This window comes from Streptomyces sp. SCPE 10, assembly GCF_051980735.1.
Classification (GTDB): domain Bacteria; phylum Actinomycetota; class Actinomycetes; order Streptomycetales; family Streptomycetaceae; genus Streptomyces; species Streptomyces misionensis.
This window is the reverse complement of record NZ_CP197069.1, coordinates 4014734-4035546: the sequence shown is the minus strand read 5'-3', so window position 1 is coordinate 4035546 and position 20813 is coordinate 4014734. Positions and strand designations below refer to the sequence as shown.

The following is a 20813-nucleotide window of genomic DNA, read 5'->3' as shown; positions in this document are numbered from 1 at the left end:
TAGGTTCCTCCAAGGGACGGCCTCGGGGCTCGCCGCCCGTCACCCGGCGTTCGGCCCCGGTCACTCGTTGGTGAACTCCTCGACCACCGTGGCCCCCAGCTCCCGCACGATCAGTTCGTGCCCGGACAGGGCCGACTCGTCCAGGTCGGGATCGTCGTCCTCGGGGATGTCGTCCTCGATGGAGACGGGGGGCGGCTCGGGGGCCGCGGCGGGCCGGGGCGCGGCCGGGCCGGACGCCGCCCGGGGAGCGGCGGGGGCCTGCGGTGCGGACGGGGCGGCCGGGCCGGGCCGGGCCGCGGCGGGTGCGCCGTAGCCACCGCCGCCGGACGCGCCCGCGCCGGGGCCGCCGTAGCCACCGCTGCCGGGGCCGCCCTGACCGCCGCCGAAGCCGGAGCCGCCCGGGGCCGGGGGCGCGGCGCCGCCGCCGGACGGGTCGACGACCGCCTCGATCTTCCAGTGCACGTTGAACTGCTCGGCCAGCGCGGCGCGCAGCACGTCCTCGCTGCCGCTGCCGGCGAAGTTGTCCCGGGCGCCGGCGTTGACGAAGCCGAGCTGGAGGGTGGTGCCGTCGAAGCCGGTCACCTGGGCGTTCTGGCTGAGCAGGATCCAGGTGAAGCGCCGGCGGTTCTTGACGGCCTCCAGGATGTTCGGCCAGAGCACGCGGGGGTCGAGACCGCCGGCCGGGGCGGCCGCGGGGGGCTGCGGGGCCGCCGGGGCGGGGGCCGGCCGCGCACCGGCCGGGGGCCCGCTCTGGGCCGGGGCCTGGCCCTGGGGTCCGCCCGGCGCGGCGGCCGTGGGCCAGCCGCCGGGACGCCGCCCGCCACCGGCGGGGGCGGCGGTGGGCCAGGCGCCGGGGGCGGCGGCCGGGGCGGGGGGCGCTTGGTCGGCGGGGGCGGGCGCGGGCGCCGCTTGAGCCGCGGGTGCGGGGGCGGCGGGCGCGGGAGCGGCGGCAGGCGTGACGGGTGCGGGAGCGGGGGCGGGCGGTGCCGCGGGCGCCGGAGCGGGTGCCGGAGCAGGCGTCGGCGCGGATGCCGGTGCCGCGCCGCCCGCGCCGGGGCCGGCGCCCTGCGCCCGCACGGCCGCCCGCGCCGCCGCGGGTCCTCCGCCGGGCGGCACCGCCGCGACCGGGGCGCCGCCGTGCGCCTCCGGCCCGGGGACGTACCCCATGGCCGGGGCACCGGCGCCGCCGGAGAAGTCGACGCCGCGCTCCAGGCGGTCGAGACGGGCCATGACGGAGCGCTCGTCGCCGTAGGCGGCGGGGAGCAGCACGCGGGCGCAGATGAGTTCGAGCTGGAGGCGCGGCGAGGTGGCGCCGCGCATCTCGGTCAGGCCCTCGTTGACCAGGTCGGCGGCGCGGCTCAGCTCGGCGGCGCCGAAGGTGGCGGCCTGGGCCTGCATGCGCTCCAGTACGTCGGCCGGGGCGTCGATGAGCCCCTTGTCGGCGGCGTCGGGGACGGCGGCGAGGATCACCAGGTCCCGAAGCCGTTCGAGCAGGTCGGCGACGAAGCGGCGGGGGTCGTTGCCGCCCTCGATGACGCGGTCCACGACCTCGAAGGCCGCCGCCCCGTCCCCGGTGGCGAAGGCCTCCACGACGGAGTCGAGGAGGGAGCCGTCGGTGTAGCCGAGGAGGGCGGTGGCCATGGCGTACGTCACACCGTCCGCGCCCGCGCCCGCGAGGAGCTGGTCCATGACGGACATGGAGTCACGGACGGATCCGGCACCGGCGCGCACGACGAGGGGGAGCACGCCGTCCTCGACGGGGATGTCCTCCTTCTGGCACACCTCGCCGAGGTAGTCGCGCAGGGTGCCGGGCGGCACCAGCCGGAAGGGGTAGTGGTGGGTCCGGGACCGGATGGTGCCGATGACCTTCTCGGGCTCGGTGGTGGCGAAGATGAACTTGAGGTGCTCCGGCGGCTCCTCGACCACCTTCAGCAGTGCGTTGAAGCCGGCCGACGTGACCATGTGGGCCTCGTCGATGATGTAGATCTTGTACCGGCTGCCGGCCGGCCCGAAGAAGGCCTTCTCGCGCAGCTCACGGGCGTCGTCCACGCCACCGTGGGAGGCGGCGTCGATCTCGATGACGTCGATGGAGCCGGGGCCGTTGCGCGCCAGGTCCCGGCACGACTGGCACTCGCCGCACGGGGTCGGGGTGGGACCCTGCTCACAGTTCAGGCAGCGGGCGAGGATGCGCGCGCTGGTGGTCTTCCCGCACCCACGCGGCCCGCTGAACAGGTACGCGTGATTGACCCGGTTGTTCCGCAGCGCCTGCTGCAGCGGGTCGGTGACATGCTCCTGCCCGATGACCTCGGCAAAGGTCTCCGGACGGTAGCGGCGGTACAGCGCGAGAGACGACACGCTTACGAGGTTATAGGCGCCCACCGACAACCGGCCCCGCCCGCCGACGCCGGCGCCCGCACGGGGCCAGGCAACGCAGACGCCCCCCACGCACCCGCCAGAGCCGACCTACCCTTGCTGCCTTCCGGCCCTGGGGGAGTTCAGTCAGATAGCGCCGCGTGAGGGGCTACGCAGAGAGTACCCGATCCGGGCCTGCGGGAACGAGTTCGCGAGCACTCCCCTCGGTCATGTAATGTTTCCGGCGGAGGATTCGCCTAGAGGCCTAGGGCGCACGCTTGGAAAGCGTGTTGGGGGCAACCCCTCACGAGTTCGAATCTCGTATCCTCCGCCAGTGCCTCACCGGGCACGATGTCGAAGGGCCCCCTGGAAACAGGGGGCCCTTCGGCGTTGTCCCTACGGCTCGTGGGATCGGTCACGTGCAGGTACCGCGCGCATCCGGGCAGCGCCGCCCGGCTCCCGACCCGTGATCTGATCGATGACCCGGTCCGGGACCCCGAGCAGCATGCACACGGTGCCCGGGTGGGCGGTGCCCGCCCTGCTGCCAGCGCTCTGCATCCGGCGGTAGGGGTTCTCCGGGTGCTCGGGTTTCAGGCGGTCGATGCGGTGCCGGCCGATGCCGGGCACCAGGTGCACCCGGACCGCCACGTCGTAGCGGCGTGTCTGGCGGTGGTCATGCCCGGCGCGCCCCGATTCAGTACCTGCACACGGACGTCCGGCCGGTGCTGGACGGGAAGTACTCCGACGACATCGGCAAACAGCTCTGCTCGGCTGTGGCGGAAGCGCTCTTGCCCGCCGGATGGACGTCGTACGACAACGGCCTTCACGGCATCGCTCAGCGGTACTTCCTTCAGGCCCCGCGCATGCCGCAAGCGGCCGGTGACCGGCTCCTCGGCGGCAAGCTCGGCCAGCGCACTCCGGAGAGCAATCCGCCATACATCGCGTATTTCGATGAAGTGGAACTTGCGACCGAGATCGGCCACTGTTTCCGCGTTTTGGGGCGGTCCGCGGAAGCGGCAGAACGAGGCGCAGTCGAGGGCCTCTCGATTGAATTGTGATCTCAGCTGGGCGTGTTGCCCGATCGTCGATTGATCCGGCATGAATCATTTCTTCCGGTGTTCCGGTGCCGCTGACGGCAACTACACCCGTGATCGCCCGAAGGAGCCTCGATGCGTCTGAGCATCTCTCGTATCGTCCCCATTCTCATGGGACTCACTCTCGCCGCTTTGGGTGCCGTTACACCGCCCGCTGGCGCACAAACCGCCACACCGGGTCCGGACCTACTCGGAGTGTCGCGGTCGGCTACGCCGCCTAGCAACCCAATGCACGGCACTCCCTCCGCGGAAGTAAGCAGAACCGCTCGTGGGACCAGCCGGCGTCTGACTGTGAACGTGACCAGCTGCACGGAGAGCGACCTGCAAGCCGCGATCGCCACTGTCGCCACAGTGGGCGGCACGGTCAACCTCAAGCGGCATTGCACCTACACCCTCACCGACGCCACACCGCCCAACGGCGACAACGGGCTCCCGGTGATCAAGAACAAGGTCACGATCAACGGACGCGGCGACACCATCACCCGGGCCGCAACCGCAGGTGATTACCGTTTCTTCGAAATCGACGGACCTGATGGAAAGCTCACTCTCAACGCCCTGACCCTCAGCAAAGGTCACGCGTCCAGTGGACTTGGCAACGGCCGGGGCGGTGCGATCTGGCTCAGTGGTGCCGGTCCCGCACTGACGCTGAACGACAGCTGCCTCACCACCAACACCGCCGACACCTTTGGCGGGGCCATCGACAACGACAATGGCGCGGTGAGCGTCAACAGGAGCACGCTCTACAACAACACGGCGAATTCCGGCGGGGCCTTGTTTGTCAGCCCATTCGGAGGTTCCGGTACGGCGACCGCCGACAGAAGCAGGATCACCGGCAACCACGCAACGCGTCTGGCCGGCGGGATCGCCGCCGCCGTCGGCACGACGGTGACACTGACAAGCACCCGAGTCACCCGCAACGACGTCACCGGTACCACTCCGCAGGGCGGTGGCATCGCGCAGGCCGGAACCATGACGCTGAAGAGAAGCGAGGTCACAAGCAACACAACCACCGGCACCAATGCGCAGGGCGGCGGCATCTTCAATGTTTCCGGCACGGTGAAGCTCACCGACAGCCCGGTCACCCGCAACACTGCCAACGGCACGAATTCCCACGGTGGCGGCATCTTCAATACGGGCTTCGGCACGGTGACTCTCACCCGTAGTCCGGTGATCCACAACCAGGCGCTGGGAACGGGTGCGAACGGTGGCGGCATCTTCAACGCCGCCGGCACGGTGACGCTGGTCGCCAGTCCCGTCACCCGTAACCAGCCCGACAACTGTGGCAGCCCCAGCACCGTACCCGGCTGCTCCTAGCCTCGATCTTTCGTGTGGGTCCGCCGACGGAGTCGGTGGACCCGCCGTACGCCTCACCGGGCACGATGTCGAAGGGCCCCTGGAAACGGGGGCCCTTCGGCGTTGTCCGCCCTGGTCGCGGTCCACCACGGTCGCGGAACGTGGTCCCGGTCACATGCCCGCGTCGGGCGCGCGTCCACGCCACGGCCGCGAGGGCGTGGCGGGCGTCATGGCGCAGCCGTCCCCTGACACAAGGCACCGGACACAAGGCACCGGCCGGCGCGACCCGCGGGGCGGGGCCGGGGTGGTGGTTCGCGAGCGTTGGACAGTCAGGCGGCCGCGGGGAAGGCTGGATGGGTGGGGGACGGGCCCTCGTCCTCGCCGGTGACGGCTCGCCCGGGCGGAGCCCTGGCGCCCCGCCGCTCACGGTCACAGGAGCGCTGATGACACCCACCTTCGACGCGGTCGTGATCGGGTCCGGCGTGAACGGCCTGGTCGCCGCGGCCCGGTTGGCCAAGGGCGGCTGGTCGGTGGCCCTCGTGGAGGGGCGCGACAGGCTGGGCGGCTTCATCGCCACCGAGGAGCGGACCCTGCCGGGCTATCTGCACGACACGTACTCCTCGTGGCACCCCCTGTTCGTGTCCGGCCCGGCCTACGCGGCCCTCGGCGCGGACCTGCACCGGCACGGTCTGGAGTACCGCAACACCGACGGACTGATCACGGGCACCGTCACCGACGAAGGCCGCGTGGTCCTCGCCCACCGCGACCCCGCGGCCACCGCCGGGACGTTCGCCCACCCCGAGGACCGGACCGCCTACCTCGCCCTGTTGCGGAGGTTCCTCGACAACGCCGACGCGCTGGGCGGCATCCTGGGCGGTGAACCGCGCTCGCCACAGGTGCTCCGGCACGTGGTGAAACTGCTGCGCCGCGAGCGCTTCAGCGGCACCGAGGAGTGGCTGCGGGCCACCGTGACCAGCGGCCGCTCCTACTGCCGCGGCGCCTTCCGCGGCGACGAGCCCGATGTGCTGTGGACACCCTGGCTGCTGCACGCCGGTCTCTCCCCGGACCACGCCCTGGGCGGTCTGACGCTGCCCGTCCTGGCCGCGACCCTGCACGGCTTCGGCCTGCCCGTGGTGGCGGGCGGCGCCCGGAACTTCGTCCGTGCTTTCGTGGCACTGCTCGGCGAGTTCGGGGTGCACGTCTCCACGGGGAAACCGGCGCGGCGGCTGCTGCTGACCGACGGCCGGGTCACGGGCGTCGCCACCGACGGAGAGACCTTCCGGGCCCGCCGCGCCGTCCTGGCCTCGGTGACCCCGACCGCGCTGTACGGCGAACTCCTGCCACCGGACGCGCCGGTTCCGCCCGCCGTCCGCGACGAGGCCCTGCGCTACCGGTACGGGCGCGCGGCGATGCAACTGCACGTCGCCCTCTCCGCCCCGCTCGGCTGGCGCGACGCGCGCCTGGCGGGCGTACCGCTGGTCCATCTCGGCGACGGGTCCGCGAGCACCGCGATCGCGTGCGCCGAGGCCGAGGCGGGGCTGCTGCCGCGCAGGCCCACCCTGGTCGTGGGCCAGCAGTACGTCCTGGACCCCGCACGCGTGCCGGACGGCGCGGCGGCCCTGTGGATCCAGCTCCAGGAACTGCCCTACCGGCCGACCGGCGACGCGGCGGGCGAACTGGACGCCGACGGCCGCTGGACGAAGGAGCTGACCGAGGGATACGTCCGACGGGTCCTGGCCCGGGTCGCGCTGCACGCGCCCGACCTGCCGGAGAAGCTGCTCGCCTGGGACGCGATCACGCCGTCGGACCTGGCGGCGCACAATCCGAACGCGGTCCACGGCGACCCCTACGGCGGCTCGGCCGAATTCGACCAGGCCCTGCTGTGGCGCCCCCTGCCGAGCGCGGCCCGGCACGCCACGCCTGTGCCCGGCTTGTGGCACATCGGCGCCTCGACCCATCCCGGCCCCGGTCTCGGCGCCGGATCGGGGCACCTCGTGGCCCGGCACCTCCTGCGCGGCAGGCGCCGGAACGGCCGCCGCTGACCACCGAGGTCCCGACACCCCGACGCCCCGAGCCGGCGGCCCCGGCGACCGGCCGCGAGCCCTCCCGACCCCCGTCAGGCACCGATCGCCCCGCCGGCCCAGCGCTCTCGACCCTGCCGATCGCCCCGCCGACCCGGCACCCCCCGACCCTCCCGATTCCCCGACCGCCCGGCACCCCCCGACCAATCCGATTGCCCCGACGGCCACGGAACGCGGCCCCGTGGGCGCATACTGAGTCATGACAAAGCCCGCTGCGCCCAAGCGTCACCTGCCCACCAGCCCCTTCAAGGCCCCGGTCGTCCCGGCTCCCAAGCACTTCGCCCTGGGGGACCAGGTCACGCACGACGTGTACGGCCTCGGCCGGGTGATCGGCATCGAGGACGGAGTCGCGGCGCTCGTCGATTTCGGCTCGGCGCAGAAGCGGATCTCCAGCCCCTACACCAAGATGACCAAGCTGTAGGACCCCGAGTCCCCGACCGCCCACGTGCTCACCACGTGGGCCGCGCCGACACCCCTCCGTCCACCACCAGGTCGTGCCCGGTGATCCAGGAAGCCAGGGGCGAGGCCAGGAAGACGCACGCGTCGGCCACGTCCTCGGGACGGCCCAGACGGGCCGCGGGGGCGGCGGCGAGCCAGCGGCGGACACCGTCCGGCCAGGCCTGTGCCAGGCCCGGCCGGTCGATCAGTCCGGGCGAGACCGTGTTGACGCGGATGCCCTCGGAGCCGTACTCCAGGGCCGCCGCGCGGGCGTGCGTCACCACCGCCGCCTTGGCCGCGCCGTAGTGGGCGTGGCCGGGGGCCGGACGGGCCGCCTCGATGGAGGCGATGTGGGTGATGGTGCCGCCGCCGCGCATCCGGGCGGCGGCGGCCTGGGTGCAGGCGAAGACGCTGGTGAGGTTGGTGTCGACCACCGTCCGCCACTCCGCCGCCGTCATCCCCGGCAGCGGCTGGACCGGCTGCACGGCCGCGTTGTTGACCAGCGCGGTGAGCCGGCCGCCGGACCATCGCGCGGCCTCGCCGACCAGCCGGTGGCAGGCGTCCTCGTCCGTCAGGTCCGCTTGGAGCACGACCGCCTCGCCGCCCAGTTCCCGGATCCGGGCGGCGACTTCGGCGGCCGACTCCACCGCCGTGCGGCAGTGCAGGGCCACCGCCGCGCCCTCCTCGGCGAAGCGCAGTGCGATGGCGCGGCCGATGCCGCCGCCCGCGCCGGTCACCAGGGCGGTCTGTCCGTCGAGCAGGCTCATGGGCGGCACAGTTCCCTGATCCGGGCGGCCTCGGACGGATAACGCGCCGTGAGGTCCGCCGCGTCGCCGTGTTCGTAGTCCGCGTAGGTGAAGCCGGGGGCCGTCGTGCAGCCGAAGAACGTCCACGCGCCGCCCGCCGCCACCCGCGCCCCCATCCAGGTGCGGGCCGGGACGGTGAGCTGGAGCCGCTGGCCCGCGCCCAGGGCGGGGCCGAGGACGGCGGTGCTCGTGGTGCCGTCGGGGGCGAGGAGCAGCAGTTCGAGCGGGTCGCCGAGGTAGAAGTGCCAGATCTCGGCGTACGGCAGCCGGTGCAGGGCCGAGTAGTCGTCCGCCGTGAGCAGCGCCACGATGGCGGCCCCCTCCGGACGGCCGTCCGCCCGCTGCGGGCCCGCCCAGGTGCGGCGGAACAGCCCGCCCTCGCGGGGGATCGGTTCGAGTCCGTAGTGCGCGATCAGCTCGTCCGCGGTCGTCACCCGGGGAAGGCTACCGGCCGCTCCAGGAAGGCGAGTTGCGCGTGCTTCTCGGGGAGGTACACGTCCGGGAGGTCCACCTCCGGCAGGACGACGGCCGGTCCGGGCACGAAGCCCTGGCGCAGGAAGCGGGCGATCGCCTTGGCGTTGCGCACGTCGGGGTCGACGACGAGCCGGCGCCGGCCGAGGGCCGTGAGCGCGTACGTCGTCAGCACGGACAGCAGCGCGTGGCTCCAGCCGGGACGCGGTCCGCCGGGGTCCGCGGGGGCGAGGAGGACGTGGACGCCGAGGTCGCCGGGGCGTACGTCGTAGCACTCGCCGACCCGGTCGGCGGCCGGTTCGTACGTCTGGAACAGCGCGGCCGGGGCGCCGTCCTTGGTGACCAGGTGGGCGTGGTGGGTGTCGAGGCCGGCCATGTGCGCGTAGATCTCGGCGACCTGGTCGCGAGTGAGGCCGTTCATGCCCCAGAAGGCGGCGCGTTCCTCGCTCACCCAGGAGTGGACCACGTCCGCGTCGGCGGCCGGGTCCAGGGGGCGGATGCGGACGGTGCCGAAGCCGTCGACGTGCTGCTCGTACGGCTCGCGCGGGTCAGTGGTCATGGGAATGCTCCTCGGTGCGGTCGCGGGTGAGCAGGGCCCAGTCGGTGACGACCGGGGCCAGTTCTCCCCCGAGCCACAGGGGGAGTTGGTCGCGGTGGTGGGGGCCGCCGGTGACGCCGTCGGCGCCGAAGGGGACGATCCAGCGGCTGCGCTCCCGGTCGGACAGGTCCCAGACGTAGCGGGCGGCCGGGCCCCGGGCGGCGCGGTCGGTGAGACCGGGGACGGCCGAGGTGCACAGCACGCAGTCGTGGTCGCCGGCCAGACCGGGGGTGGCCGGGGCGTCCGGCAGCGCCTGCCAGGGGGCCAGGCGGTGGGTGTCGGACCAGTCGCCCGCGGGCGGCGCGGCGGCCGTCTCCTCCAGGGCCGCGCGGACCAGGGCCGGGCGGTCGACGCCGTACGACTCCTCGGCGCGCAGCAGGTGTTCGAGGGCGTAGCCGATGCGCGGGACGAGCGCCAGCCACGGTCGCAGCACCTCCGGGCAGCGGGCCGGGGGCTCGGCGAGCGGGGCGAACGCCGGGTGCGCGGCGAGGCGGCGTACGACCGCTCCGCGCAGCGCCGCGTAGGCCGCCGCGTCGGTGCTGCCGGCGTCCATGTGGCGGTCCCAGGCGAGCAGGCGGTCGCGCAGCCGGGACGCGGCGGGGGTGAGGCCGTCGAGCGCGGCGAGGTGGCCGAGCAGGGGTGCGGCCGAGGCGAGATGGGTGTCCATGTGGAGGGCGGGCATGTCCTCGGCGCTCCATGCGGCGCGCGTGCCGAGGAGGGCGCGGATGCGGTCGGCGCGGTGCGGCGGCGCGAACTCGACGCCGAGGGGGGCGGCGAGGCCGCGCTGGTTGGCCATCACCGCGATGCCGTCCGGGACGGGGGCGTACGGCATCTGGTGCCAGCCGCGCCAGTCGTGGCCGGGGCGCCAGGCGGGGACCGGTTGGAGGCGGTTGGCCCGCGCCCGGAGCGGGACGCGCCCGGCGACGCGGTACAGGGTGCCGCCCGCGGTGTCGGCGGCCTGTACGACGTTCACCGGCTCGGCCCAGGCGTCCAGGGCGCGGTCGACGTCGGCGACGGTGGCGGCGCGCAGCAGCGGGAGGAGGGCGCCGAAGCCGAGGTCCTCGGTGACCCGGGGCGGGTGGCGCAGCGCGAGCGCCTCGTCCTCGCCGCCGGCTCCCGGTTCGGCGGCTTCCGTTTCCGTGGTTCGCGTTGCGGTGGCTCCCGGCTCGTGCGACGGCCCCGCCGGGCCGCCCGCGATCACCGGCCCCCGCGGCGTCTCGATCACCTCGATCTCGACCGGGGGTGCGCCCGCGACGTCGACCGTCTCCCGGTGGGAGTGCACGGTGCGCCAGGTGCCGTCCGGGTCGAGGCACCGGACCTGCGAGCCGGTGCGGCGCAGCCGTTCGCGGTAGAGGTCCTGGTAGTCGGCCATGGCGTTGGTGATGCCCCAGGCGACCGTGCCGGCGTGGCCGAAGTGCGCGATGCCGGGGGTGCCGGGCACGGCGAGTCCGATGACGTCGAACTCGGGGCAGGCCAGCCGGATTTGCTGGTAGACGCCGGGGTCCTCGATGAACCGGTGGGGGTCGCCGGCGAGGAGCGCGTGCCCGGTGGTGGTGCGGTCGCCGCCGACCAGCCAGCCGTTGCTGCCGGCCGTGCCGGGGCCGTCGGTGGCGAACAGGCCGACCGCGTCCGGGCCCAGGTGCCGGATCGCCCGCTCGCGCCAGAGCTTGGCGGGGAAGCCCGCGAAGAGGAGGTGGGTGGCGAGCCAGACGGCGAGCGGGGTCCAGGGCTCCCAGCGGCCCGCGGCGAGACCGGCGCGGGCGAACTCGGGGGCGCGGCGGGCACCGGCCGGCAGTCCCTCGTTGACGCCGTCGGCATAGGCCCGGACCCACCGCGCCGTCTCCGCGTCCCGGCGTTCCAGCGCGGTGAAGCAGCGGCGGGCGGTGTCGGCCAGGCGGGCCCGGCGGGCGAGGACGTCCCAGGAGGCGGCCAGGGCACCGAGGAAGGACGCCGAGGTGCCCTGGGCGCGGTGCCGCTCGACCTCCAGCTGCCAGGCCCGGTCGAACGCGGTGACGCGGCCCTGGGCGCGGGCCAGTTCATGGACGTCCGCCGCCCGCAGATGGGGGATGCCCCAGGCGTCGCGGTAGGTCTCGGCGGGCACCCGCCCTCCATTTCTTAGGTAAGGCTAGCCTAATTACTGTTTGATGGAGGAATCGTACGCGACGCGGGATCATCGACCCATGGACGTCACCCTGCACCTCGCCCAGGACCCGGAGGCCGACGCGCTGCTCGGGCGCTCGCCGCTCGCCGCGCTCACCGGGATGCTGCTGGATCAGCAGGTCCCGATGGAGTGGGCGTTCAAGGGGCCCCGCACCATCGCCGACCGGCTCGGCGCCGGGGACCTGGACGCGCACGAGATCGCCGCGATGGACCCGGAGGCCTTCGCCGCCCTGTTGTCCGAGAAGCCGGCCGTGCACCGCTACCCGGGCTCCATGGCCAAGCGCATCCAGCAGCTGTGCCGGTATCTGGTCGAGCACTACGACGGGGACGCGGAGGCCGTCTGGAAGGACGCCGGCAGCGGGGCCGAGCTGCTCAAGCGGCTGGAGGATCTGCCGGGCTTCGGCCGGCAGAAGGCGCAGATCTTCCTCGCGCTGCTGGGCAAGCAGCTCGGGGTCACGCCGGCCGGCTGGCGGGAGGCCGCCGGCGCCTACGGCGAGTCCGGGTCCCACCGGTCCGTCGCCGACATCACCGGGCCGGACTCGCTGGCCCGGGTGCGCGCTCACAAGCAGGAGGCGAAGGCCGCGGCCAAGGCGGCCCGGAAGTAGGGGCCGGGTAACCCTGGTGGCCCACCCGGGTGGCGGTGCGCGCACCGCCGTTCCGAGCATGGAGCATGACCGAGGCATCGAGCCACGGCCCGGAGTGGGGCCGCGAATACGACGATCAGCGCGTCCACGGCGGACACCCGCCGGGCACCGCGCACGATCCGCACGGGCACCGCGGGCGACCCGAACCCGAGCCGCCCCTCGAAGGCCCGCTGCACGCCCTGTCCCGGGCCGCCTGGCAGGTGGTCCTGGTCACCGGGGTCGCCTCCCTGGTCCTGGGCATCCTGATCCTGGTCTGGCCCGGCCCCTCACTGCTCGCGGCCGGCATCCTCTTCGGGCTCTACCTGCTGGTCAGCGGCGTCTTCCAGCTGGTCGCCGCGTTCGGCACGCACCAGGCGACCTCGCTGCGGGTGCTGGCGTTCGTCAGCGGCGCGCTGTCGATCCTGCTCGGGCTGCTCTGCTTCCGCGGGCCCATGCAGTCGATCCTGCTGCTCGCACTGTGGATCGGCATCGGCTGGCTGATCCGCGGCATCACGCACACCATGGCCGCCGTCTCCGACCCCCGGATGCCCGCCCGCGGCTGGCAGATCTTCCTGGGCGTCCTCACCTTCGTCGCCGGGATCGTGCTGATCGACTCGCCCTTCCGGTCGGTCGCGGTGCTGACCCTCGTCGGCGGCATCTGGCTGGTGGTGGTCGGCGTCACCGAGATCGCCACCGCCTTCCGCATCCGCCACCGGGCACGGCAGGTGCCGCAGACCGTGTGAAGACCGGCCGCGCCCCGCGCGCCGGTCCGGTCCACAGCCTGTGCACAACCAGCGCGCGGCGGGCGGCGCGCCGGAGGCGCCGTTCCCCGCCTCCGCCGGGCACGGCCCGGACCGGCATCCCGAAAGGTACGCCTTCGCCCGTATTGTTCGATCTTTTCAGGGGCCGCACTCGGGCGCCATGGCTGCGCCCGGAACGTCTGGGCCGGTAGGCTTTCCGTGTGATCTTCAAGCGCATCGGAAACGGCCGGCCGTACCCCGATCACGGCCGGGAAAGCACCCGGCAGTGGGCGGACGTCGCACCGCGCCCGGTCCGCCTCGATCAGCTCGTGACCACCAAGCAGCAGCTGGACCTGGAGACTCTGCTGGCGGAGGACTCGACGTTCTACGGGGACCTCTTCGCGCATGTCGTGAAGTGGCAGGGCGACCTCTACCTGGAGGACGGTCTGCACCGCGCGGTACGCGCCGCGCTCCAGCAGCGCCAGGTGCTGCACGCGCGCGTGCTCGAACTGGGCTGACCCGGCGCCCGGTCCCGCGGCCGGCCGCTCATCGGCCGCGCGGCGCCCGCAGATTGACCCTTTCGGGTTCCACTGGCGACCTGGACTGATCATCTAATAGGCATCGCCGCTCGGGCACACTACGCTGCGTTCATGAGCATGCTGACTCCCCCCGGCATGGGCGGCAAGTACCGGATCACGGGGGCGAAATACCCCCGGATGCGCCCGCCTCGGCGGCGGGGCAGGCTGGTCGTGGCCGTCCTGGCCTCCGTGTGTGCGCTCGGCCTGCTCGGCTGGGGCACGCTGCAGCTCATCGACGTCTTCAAGGGCGGCAATCCGGCCGCCTCCGGCGCGAAGAAGGACTGCGGACCCAAGGACACGGCCGGCGGGACCAGAGCCGCGTCCGCGCGCCAGGCGAACCCCCTGCCCGAGCCCGGCCGGATCACCGTCAACGTCTACAACGCCACCACGCGCTCGGGGCTGGCCAAGGACACCGCGGACGAGCTGAAGAAACGCGGCTTCAAGATCGGTGACGTGGGCAACGCGACCACGCAGTACGACAAGAAGGTGAAGGGCACGGCGCTGGCCCTCGGACCGGCCGCCGCCCTGCACACCTCCCTGCCGGTGCTCGGCGCGCAGGTCGCGGGCGTCGAGCAGCGGGCCGACGGGCGCAAGAAGGCCGACCTGGACCTCGTCCTCGGGGACGGGTTCAAGGGGCTGGCCAAGCCCGCGGACGCCGCGCGGGCCCTGACCGTCCTCACGGCACCGGCGCCCACGGCTTCGGCCGGCTCCGGGAAGAAGGGCTGCTGAAGCCTTTCTCCTCGGGCGGGCACCCGCCGCGCCCGATCACGCCCCCGCGGCCGGACCGCCCCTTGACGGCGTCGCGGACGCCGGTTACTCGGCCGCGCCGTACAGCCGGTCGCCCGCGTCGCCGAGGCCCGGGACGATGTAGCCCTGATCGTTGAGGTGGTCGTCGACCGCGGCGGTGACCACCGTGACCGGGGTGCCCGCCAGCTCGCGCTCCATCAGCTCGACGCCCTCGGGGGCGGCCAGCAGCACCACGGCGGTGACGTCGTCGGCGCCGCGCTTGATCAGCTCGCGGATGGAGGCGACCAGCGTGCCGCCCGTGGCCAGCATCGGGTCGAGGACGTAGACCTGGCGGCCCGAGAGGTCCTCCGGCATCCGCGTGGCGTACGCGGAGGGCTGGAGCGTCTCCTCGTTGCGGAGCATGCCCAGGAAGCCCACCTCGGCGGTCGGCAGCAGCCGGACCATGCCGTCCAGCATGCCGAGACCCGCGCGCAGGATCGGGACGACGAGCGGGCGGGGACGGGCGAGCTTGACACCAGTGGTGCGGGCGACCGGCGTGTCGATGTCGACGTTCTCGGTGCGCACGTCCCGCGTGGCCTCGTAGGCGAGCAGGGTGACCAGCTCGTCGGCGAGACGGCGGAAGGTGGCGGAGTCGGTGCGCTGGTCGCGCAGCGTGGTGAGCTTGTGAGCGACCAGGGGGTGGTCGACGACATGGAGACGCATGCCCATAACCGTACCTGCGCCCCGGACCGGTCGGCGCTGGCGTCAAACCGCCCGACCCGGGGAAAGCGGGGAAGGACGGACTGGGGTGGTGTGACGTGTCTGACCTGCCTGAGACGCCCGACGACGCGACCGGGAGCGGAACGAGGGGGCCGTACGGCCCCGACGACGTCATACGGACGGGGAAGTCCGGCCCCGCCGGGCGGGGGAAGCCCGGCCCCACCAAGCGGGGGACGAACGGCCCCGGATTTTCCGGGGGCACGACCGCCGGACCCGCCGCCGCGGAGCGCGGGACGAGCGCGCCCGACACCCCCGAGACCGACGCCGAGCGGCGCCGCCGTCGGGCCCTGTTCCTGCGGGAGCTGGCGGAGGCCCGGGCGTTGCGGGCCCGGGTGCAGCCGCGACGCGCCAAGGCGGCCCGGCTGCGCCACGCGCTGCGGATGCGGACATTCCGCTGGTAGGACGGGTGCCCTGAGCTGGGGGCCGCTCGGCAAGTGGTGGGTGGGGAAGATCGTCGCCCGTGCCGGAGTTTCCGAGGTGGGCGTGCGTGAGCGCCCGGCAAAGCCGCGTACGATCCGCAGGTGGCCGCAACGAAGCCGCTGGCGACCCGCTGAGGAATCACGCTCGAAACCGCCGGACACAGGGAGCCGAAGACGTCCCCTGAACGCCTGGTTTCTGCCACGATTCCGAGTGGGTGGGGCTCGGAGCCGCCCAAGAACCTCCGCCGGGGGGACCCCCAACCGGCACGCCTATGACCAGTGGGAGAGTCACGGTGTACTTCGCCGCACTGCTCGCGCGCACCGAAGACGGGTGGGAAGCGAGCGACACAGAGCTCGACGATGTGGAGACCCTGTCGGATCTGGCCGACCTGGCCCGTGAAGCCTCTCCCGAGGAGGACACGGTGCTCGTCCTGATCGAGCAGGAGGACGCCTGGTTCGGCGTCGTCCGCGTGGACGGGGAGGACGACCCTCGGATCTATGTCTCGGACGCGGCCGCCGCCGTCCGCAGCGCCTACGGTGAGCTGCTGCTCACCGACGAGTTGCTGGGCCGGGAACCCGGCGCCACCGACGGCCCCGACCTGGACTCCCTGGACCTCGACGGCACCGAGGACGGCGAGTCCGAGGCCGACGAGGACGAGGAGGAGACCACCGGGTCCGACTCGGTGCCGCACAGCCCGGTCGGCGACGGCGAGATCCTCGACGACCTGGGCATCAGCGAGAAGGAACTGCGCACCCTGGACGCCGAGGACGCGCTCGGTTCGATCGCCGAGGCCCTGGGTGCCTCGGAGGTGCTGGAGACCGTCCGCTGACCGCCGGCCACCCGGTGGGCACCCCGCGTCCGGCACCGGACCCGGTGCGCGACCGCTGGCGGGAGGCGATGCGACTCGCCCTGGACGAGGCCGCCCTGGCCGTCCGGGGCGGGGACGTCCCCGTCGGGGCCGTCGTGCTGGCGCCGGACGGCACGGTGCTCGCCACCGGGCACAACGAGCGCGAGGCCACCGGCGACCCCACGGCCCACGCGGAGGTCCTCGCCGTCCGGCGGGCCGCCGCGCGGCTCGGGCAGTGGCGGCTGACCGGCTGCACCCTCGTGGTCACCCTGGAGCCGTGCACGATGTGCGCGGGCGCCCTGGTGCAGTCCCGGGTGGACCGGGTGGTCTACGGCGCCCGGGACGACAAGGCGGGCGCGGCCGGCTCGCTGTGGGACGTGCTGCGCGACCGGCGGCTCAACCACCGGCCCGAGGTGATCGAGGGCGTGCTCGCGGGGGAGTGCGCCGCCGTCCTCACGGAGTTCTTCCGGGATCGCTGAACACCGATTTCGAACCACGCCCCGCCGTGCTGTAAGGTCTCCCTCGGTAGCGTGTCCGAGCGGCCGAAGGAGCTCGCCTCGAAAGCGAGTGTGGCGCAAGTCACCGAGGGTTCAAATCCCTCCGCTACCGCTTCCGAAAGGGCCCCGTCTCACGACGGGGCCCTTTCCGCGTTCCCGGCCCCCGCGGGCCACGCGCCCAAAACGCCTTGCCCGGCGGGCCGTTGGTCCCCGATAAAGGCGTGAACGTTACACTCGCCGCCGGCGACAGGGGCCTCACGGGCCATGGACACGGACACTAGGGAGGCCGCGGTGGCGATGAACGCCAAGAAGATCGTGGTGTACGCGCTCGTGGTCTTCGTGCTGTACGTGATCATCACGGACCCCGCCCGAGCGGCCGACTACGTCCAGATAGGCTTCGAGGGCATATCCAACGCGGCCAGGGCCATCGGGGACTTCATGACCTGGGCCGCCAACGGAGGAAAGAGCTGAGGTACTCCGCATGATCCGCCACCTGGTCCTGTTCAAGCTCGACGAGGGCGTGCAGCGCGACGATCCGCGGGTGGTGGCGGGCGAGGCCGCCTTCCGGGCGCTCCCCGAGCAGATCGAGGAACTGCGGGCCTGGGAGTGCGCCTGGAACATCACCGACCGGCCGATCGCCTACGACTTCGCGATCAACTCGGCCGTCGAGGACACCGAGGCCCTCCAGCGCTATCTGGACCACCCCGCCCACCAGGCGGGTGTCGCCCTGTGGCGTGAGTTCGCCACGTGGGTGATCGCGGACTACGAGTTCTGACACCTCGCCCTTCCAGGGCGCCTTCGCCACCGAAGCCCTCCGCCACGCAGGCGGGGGGCTTTCCCGCGTTTTCCGCCCAGTCTCCCCCATGTTTGAAACCAACACGGCGTTATCAGGTGCTTGCACACAGTGCACATGTCTTGTGATGCTATGACCGCTTTTGACGGATGATTGACCGAAGAGGTGGCGTTGACCGTGTCGGCCAGTACTGCGCCGCCCCAGGAGGAGGCCCCCGTCCCCGCCTCTGTGAACCCCGGGAAGCGCCGTGGCGCAGACACCCGCGCGCTGACCCAGGTGCTCTTCACCGAGCTGAAGCAGCTCGCCCCGGGTACGCCGGAGCACAACCGGGTGCGGGGAGCGCTGATCGAGGCGAACCTCCCGCTCGTGCGCTACGCCGCCGCCCGCTTCCGCTCCCGCAACGAGCCCATGGAGGACGTGATCCAGGTCGGCACCATCGGCCTGATCAACGCCATCGACCGCTTCGACCCGGACCGGGGCGTGCAGTTCCCGACGTTCGCCATGCCGACCGTGGTCGGCGAGATCAAGCGGTACTTCCGGGACAACGTCCGCACCGTGCACGTACCGCGCCGGCTGCACGAGCTGTGGGTGCAGGTCAACAGCGCCACCGAGGACCTGACCACGCTGCACGGCCGCTCCCCCTCCACCGCGGAGATCGCCGAGCGCCTGCGGATCAGCGAGGAGGAGGTGCTCAGCTGCATCGAGGCGGGCCGCTCGTACCACGCCACCTCCCTGGAGGCCGCGCAGGAGGGCGACGGACTGCCGGGGCTGCTGGACCGCATCGGCTACGAGGACCCGGCCCTGGACGGCGTGGAACACCGCGACCTGGTCCGCCACCTCCTCGTCCAGCTCCCCGAGCGCGAGCAACGGATCCTGCTGCTGCGCTACTACAGCAATCTGACCCAGTCACAGATCAGCGCGGAACTCGGCGTCTCCCAGATGCACGTCTCGCGCCTGCTCGCCCGCAGCTTCCAGCGACTGCGCTCGGCGAACCGCATCGACGCATAACCGATAACCGCTCCGCCATATAACAGAGTTCCGGGCGGATACCGGACGACATGGCGGGAGCATGGTGGGCGCACCGAAGCACACACCCGAACAGCCCTGCATCGCAAACCAGATCGAGCGCTCACTGCCGCGAGCGATTCGCTCACCAGGGCCGTTGCCGACACTTTCGGCCCGACTGCCCGTCAGACCCCTTTTCTCCAGCGGTGATTCACCTCTCTCATGTCGACATGTCACTACAGCGCGTTGCCGACATGTGACATTCTGCGGGAGACGCGTTTGCCGGAGCCCCGGCTCCGGTATTCAGGTGAAGGCTGCGTTCTCGACCGATGACGCGGCCGCGACCGTCCCGCGACCCAAAGGGGGTGGCATGTCCGCAGAACAGGGCAGCTCGAAGGTGCTGACGCCCGCGAAGAGCGAGGCGGCGCCCAAGGAGCTCGACGCACTCGACGTCCTCGACGGCATCGAGGGCGTCACGGCCCTCGACGCCGTGCCGGCCCCGGCCGTCCCCGCCACGGGCGAGGCCATCGACACCCGCACCCTGTCCCGCTCCCTGTTCCTGCGGCTCGCCGCGCTCGACGAGAACAGCCCCGAGCGCGCCTACGTCCGGGACACCCTGATCGAACTGAACCTGCCGCTGGTCCGCTACGCGGCGGCGCGGTTCCGCTCGCGCAACGAGCCGATGGAGGACATCGTCCAGGTCGGCACCATCGGCCTGATCAAGGCGATCGACCGCTTCGACTGCGAACGGGGCGTGGAGTTCCCGACGTTCGCGATGCCCACGGTGGTCGGCGAGATCAAGCGCTTCTTCCGGGACACCTCCTGGTCGGTGCGTGTCCCGCGCCGCCTCCAGGAGCTGCGCCTGGCCCTCACCAAGGCCAGCGACGAGCTGTCGCAGAAGCTGGACCGCTCCCCGACGGTCACCGAACTCGCCGCCGTGCTCGGCGTCTCCGAGGAGGACGTGGTCGACGGCCTCGCGGTCGGCAACGCGTACACCGCCTCCTCGCTGGACTCCCCGGCCCCGGAGGACGACGGCGGCGAGGGCTCCCTGGCCGACCGGCTCGGCTACGAGGACACGGCCCTGGAGGGCGTGGAGTACCGGGAGTCCCTCAAGCCGCTGCTGGCCAAGCTCCCGCCCCGGGAGCGGCGGATCATCATGCTGCGCTTCTTCGCCAACATGACCCAGTCGCAGATCGGCGAGGAGGTCGGCATCTCCCAGATGCACGTCTCGCGCCTGCTCACCCGGACCCTGTCCCAGCTGCGCGAGGGTCTGATCTCGGACTGACGCCTCCCGCCCGACGGGGCGTCGGCCGCCATGGCCGGACGCCTCGTCAGGGGACGCTTCGCCCGACGCCCGGATCACCCGGCCGCCGACGTGCCCTCGCGGGGGCGTCGGCGGCCGTCGTCCGTCCGGGGGGCGGCCCTGGAGGCGCGCGCCCGGTGCGGGCGACGGGGACGGCCGTACGGCGGTCGGCGGCCCGGCACGCCCGAGCACCGGCACCCGCCCTCCGTCCCGGGCGTGGGCGCTCGTACGTCACCGCGGTGCGCCCACCATGTCCGTCCGGTGGAAGTGATCAGCGCGGGACCGGCGGGCCCTGCGGAAGGGGTGTGCTACTTCAGCGCCAGCCAGGCGACTCCGGCCACCACCACGAGCGCCACGACGACGCCGATGATCAGACCGATGCGCGGGCCGGAGGGGGCGGCCGCCTGCTGCTGGCGTCCCTGCGGAGCCTCGTCGACGAACGCGCGGAACATCTGAGTGCTGCCGGCGGGGTCGTAATTGCCCTGGGGGCCCTGGGTGTTAGCCATGGCCCGAGACCTTAGCGAAGACGGCCCCTGCCGCCCAAGTGGGGGGCCACCGGGACAGACGGGGACAGGCCCCCCGCACCGACCTGCATATTCACGACCGCAACGCTTGCCTTTGCCAAGTTTTTACGCGGGTGGCCCCCAGGTTATTTGCCTGTAGCAACCAATCCCGTTTATGGTTGCCCCAAGCAACGAATACGGGAGGTGTGATGGCCGAGCAGGCGCAGTTTGAAGAGCTGGCGCGTCAGCTCAGCGCCGTCGGCGCCGTGAAACGGGACCTCGTGCGGGTGCTGCCGACGGACTGCCCGGGCGGCTCGGCGGCCGTGCTGACCTTGCTCGGCCGCCACGGAGACATGCGCATGAGCAAGCTGGCAGAGCTACTCGCCGTGGACCTGTCGGTGACCAGCCGGCATGTCGCGCACGTCGCCGCGCGCGGCTGGATCGAGCGGGACCCGGACCCGGCGGACAAGCGCTCGCGCATCCTGCGCCTGACGCCCGCGGGCCTGGAACAGCTCGACGAACTGTCCCGGCGGACCTCGCAGCTGCTCGCCGAGCGGCTCAGCGACTGGACCGACGACGAGGTCGGCCAGCTGATCGGGTTGATGACCCGCCTGCGCTCGTCCTTCGGCGACTGCCGGCCGCCCTCGGCCCGGCCGCCCACCCCCGTAGTCGAACAGACCACCCGTACACCCGCAAGCACGTAAG

The 20813-nt window shown here is 72.8% G+C and carries 23 protein-coding genes, 2 tRNA genes, 1 other RNA gene and 1 pseudogene; 18 read left to right on the top strand and 9 right to left on the bottom strand.

Annotation, left to right across the window (positions count from 1 at the left end; translation table 11 throughout):
• Positions 1-60: 60 nt before the first annotated feature.
• On the bottom strand, positions 61-2355 hold the full coding sequence (locus tag ACSP97_RS18730) for a DNA polymerase III subunit gamma and tau (RefSeq protein WP_440553432.1): 2295 nt from the start codon (positions 2353-2355) through the stop codon (positions 61-63).
• 75 nt (positions 2356-2430) lie between these two features.
• Positions 2431-2525: signal recognition particle sRNA small type (ffs, locus tag ACSP97_RS18725), an RNA gene on the bottom strand.
• 73 nt (positions 2526-2598) lie between these two features.
• Between ffs and ACSP97_RS18720 the strand changes: the two genes are divergently transcribed.
• A tRNA-Ser gene (locus ACSP97_RS18720) sits at positions 2599-2686 on the top strand.
• A gap of 188 nt (positions 2687-2874) precedes the next feature.
• Here the strand turns inward: ACSP97_RS18720 and ACSP97_RS18715 are convergent.
• Positions 2875-3006: pseudogene (locus ACSP97_RS18715) on the bottom strand (site-specific integrase); the annotation flags it as partial.
• Between the two features lie 68 nt (positions 3007-3074).
• On the opposite strand from ACSP97_RS18715, the gene ACSP97_RS18710 reads away from it, so the two are divergent.
• The 4 genes from ACSP97_RS18710 to ACSP97_RS18695 all read left to right on the top strand — a co-directional run bounded on the left by ACSP97_RS18710 (position 3075) and on the right by ACSP97_RS18695 (position 7241).
• The gene (locus tag ACSP97_RS18710) at positions 3075-3410 is read left to right on the top strand and encodes a hypothetical protein (RefSeq protein WP_440558562.1); all 336 of its coding nucleotides are present in this window, start codon (positions 3075-3077) and stop codon (positions 3408-3410) included.
• A gap of 333 nt (positions 3411-3743) precedes the next feature.
• Positions 3744-4760, top strand: coding sequence for a hypothetical protein (locus ACSP97_RS18705; RefSeq protein WP_440553430.1), 1017 nt, complete (start codon positions 3744-3746; stop codon positions 4758-4760).
• Between the two features lie 422 nt (positions 4761-5182).
• Positions 5183-6781, top strand: coding sequence for a phytoene desaturase family protein (locus ACSP97_RS18700; RefSeq protein WP_440553427.1), 1599 nt, complete (start codon positions 5183-5185; stop codon positions 6779-6781).
• A 238-nt stretch (positions 6782-7019) separates the two neighbouring features.
• A complete protein-coding gene (locus tag ACSP97_RS18695; RefSeq protein ID WP_355146732.1) occupies positions 7020-7241 on the top strand; it encodes a hypothetical protein in 222 nt (73 codons plus the stop codon).
• A gap of 28 nt (positions 7242-7269) precedes the next feature.
• Here ACSP97_RS18695 and ACSP97_RS18690 read toward each other — a convergent pair whose 3' ends face one another.
• The 4 genes from ACSP97_RS18690 to ACSP97_RS18675 are packed head-to-tail and all read right to left on the bottom strand — an operon-like array spanning position 7270 to position 11234.
• Complete coding sequence (locus ACSP97_RS18690; protein WP_355146730.1) at positions 7270-8025, bottom strand: SDR family NAD(P)-dependent oxidoreductase; 756 nt, start codon at positions 8023-8025, stop codon at positions 7270-7272.
• Positions 8022-8498, bottom strand: a complete 477-nt coding sequence (locus ACSP97_RS18685) for a cupin domain-containing protein (RefSeq protein WP_355321396.1) — start codon at positions 8496-8498, stop codon at positions 8022-8024. The genes ACSP97_RS18690 and ACSP97_RS18685 overlap by 4 nt, the downstream gene beginning before the upstream one ends.
• Positions 8495-9094 (bottom strand): GNAT family N-acetyltransferase, encoded by a 600-nt coding sequence (locus ACSP97_RS18680; protein WP_355525686.1) that lies wholly within the window; start codon positions 9092-9094, stop codon positions 8495-8497. Before ACSP97_RS18680 ends, ACSP97_RS18685 begins: the two co-directional genes overlap by 4 nt.
• Positions 9084-11234, bottom strand: coding sequence for a penicillin acylase family protein (locus ACSP97_RS18675; RefSeq protein WP_440553424.1), 2151 nt, complete (start codon positions 11232-11234; stop codon positions 9084-9086). The genes ACSP97_RS18680 and ACSP97_RS18675 overlap by 11 nt, the downstream gene beginning before the upstream one ends.
• 79 nt (positions 11235-11313) lie before the next feature.
• Here ACSP97_RS18675 and ACSP97_RS18670 point away from each other — a divergent pair, with 79 nt between their 5' ends.
• The 4 genes from ACSP97_RS18670 (at position 11314) to ACSP97_RS18655 (ending at position 13963) form a co-directional block, all read left to right on the top strand.
• Positions 11314-11898: an HhH-GPD-type base excision DNA repair protein gene (locus ACSP97_RS18670; RefSeq protein ID WP_355146722.1), complete on the top strand. Its 585-nt coding sequence runs from the start codon at positions 11314-11316 to the stop codon at positions 11896-11898.
• Between the two features lie 65 nt (positions 11899-11963).
• Positions 11964-12659, top strand: a complete 696-nt coding sequence (locus ACSP97_RS18665; RefSeq protein ID WP_440553422.1) for an HdeD family acid-resistance protein — start codon at positions 11964-11966, stop codon at positions 12657-12659.
• Positions 12660-12877: 218 nt separating this feature from the next.
• Positions 12878-13174, top strand: a complete 297-nt coding sequence (locus ACSP97_RS18660; RefSeq protein WP_003986294.1) for a type II toxin-antitoxin system VapB family antitoxin — start codon at positions 12878-12880, stop codon at positions 13172-13174.
• 132 nt (positions 13175-13306) lie between these two features.
• Positions 13307-13963: a LytR C-terminal domain-containing protein gene (locus ACSP97_RS18655; RefSeq protein WP_382014409.1), complete on the top strand. Its 657-nt coding sequence runs from the start codon at positions 13307-13309 to the stop codon at positions 13961-13963.
• An 84-nt stretch (positions 13964-14047) separates the two neighbouring features.
• Here ACSP97_RS18655 and upp read toward each other — a convergent pair whose 3' ends face one another.
• On the bottom strand, positions 14048-14683 hold the full coding sequence (gene upp / locus ACSP97_RS18650) for a uracil phosphoribosyltransferase (RefSeq protein ID WP_146467331.1): 636 nt from the start codon (positions 14681-14683) through the stop codon (positions 14048-14050).
• 170 nt (positions 14684-14853) lie between these two features.
• On the opposite strand from upp, the gene ACSP97_RS18645 reads away from it, so the two are divergent.
• From ACSP97_RS18645 to ACSP97_RS18610, 8 genes are all read left to right on the top strand, one after another.
• Entirely contained in the window at positions 14854-15141 is a 288-nt protein-coding gene (locus ACSP97_RS18645) for a hypothetical protein (protein ID WP_355146863.1), read from the top strand.
• A 311-nt stretch (positions 15142-15452) separates the two neighbouring features.
• Positions 15453-15989, top strand: coding sequence for a tRNA adenosine deaminase-associated protein (locus tag ACSP97_RS18640; protein WP_355322376.1), 537 nt, complete (start codon positions 15453-15455; stop codon positions 15987-15989).
• 68 nt (positions 15990-16057) lie between these two features.
• Entirely contained in the window at positions 16058-16486 is a 429-nt protein-coding gene (tadA, locus tag ACSP97_RS18635; RefSeq protein WP_355146858.1) for a tRNA adenosine(34) deaminase TadA, read from the top strand.
• A 45-nt stretch (positions 16487-16531) separates the two neighbouring features.
• Positions 16532-16616, top strand: a tRNA-Ser gene (locus tag ACSP97_RS18630).
• Positions 16617-16795: 179 nt separating this feature from the next.
• Positions 16796-16975, top strand: a complete 180-nt coding sequence (locus tag ACSP97_RS18625) for a hypothetical protein (RefSeq protein WP_070028759.1) — start codon at positions 16796-16798, stop codon at positions 16973-16975.
• Between the two features lie 10 nt (positions 16976-16985).
• Entirely contained in the window at positions 16986-17279 is a 294-nt protein-coding gene (locus tag ACSP97_RS18620) for a Dabb family protein (RefSeq protein WP_180330216.1), read from the top strand.
• 189 nt (positions 17280-17468) lie between these two features.
• Positions 17469-18305 (top strand): RNA polymerase sigma factor SigF, encoded by an 837-nt coding sequence (locus ACSP97_RS18615; protein WP_070028761.1) that lies wholly within the window; start codon positions 17469-17471, stop codon positions 18303-18305.
• A 367-nt stretch (positions 18306-18672) separates the two neighbouring features.
• On the top strand, positions 18673-19587 hold the full coding sequence (locus ACSP97_RS18610; RefSeq protein ID WP_355146715.1) for an RNA polymerase sigma factor SigF: 915 nt from the start codon (positions 18673-18675) through the stop codon (positions 19585-19587).
• Positions 19588-19913: 326 nt separating this feature from the next.
• Here the strand turns inward: ACSP97_RS18610 and ACSP97_RS18605 are convergent, their stop codons facing one another.
• Complete coding sequence (locus ACSP97_RS18605; RefSeq protein WP_071828728.1) at positions 19914-20111, bottom strand: hypothetical protein; 198 nt, start codon at positions 20109-20111, stop codon at positions 19914-19916.
• A gap of 206 nt (positions 20112-20317) precedes the next feature.
• On the opposite strand from ACSP97_RS18605, the gene ACSP97_RS18600 reads away from it, so the two are divergent.
• Positions 20318-20812: a MarR family winged helix-turn-helix transcriptional regulator gene (locus ACSP97_RS18600; RefSeq protein WP_355146713.1), complete on the top strand. Its 495-nt coding sequence runs from the start codon at positions 20318-20320 to the stop codon at positions 20810-20812.
• Position 20813: the final 1 nt, after the last annotated feature.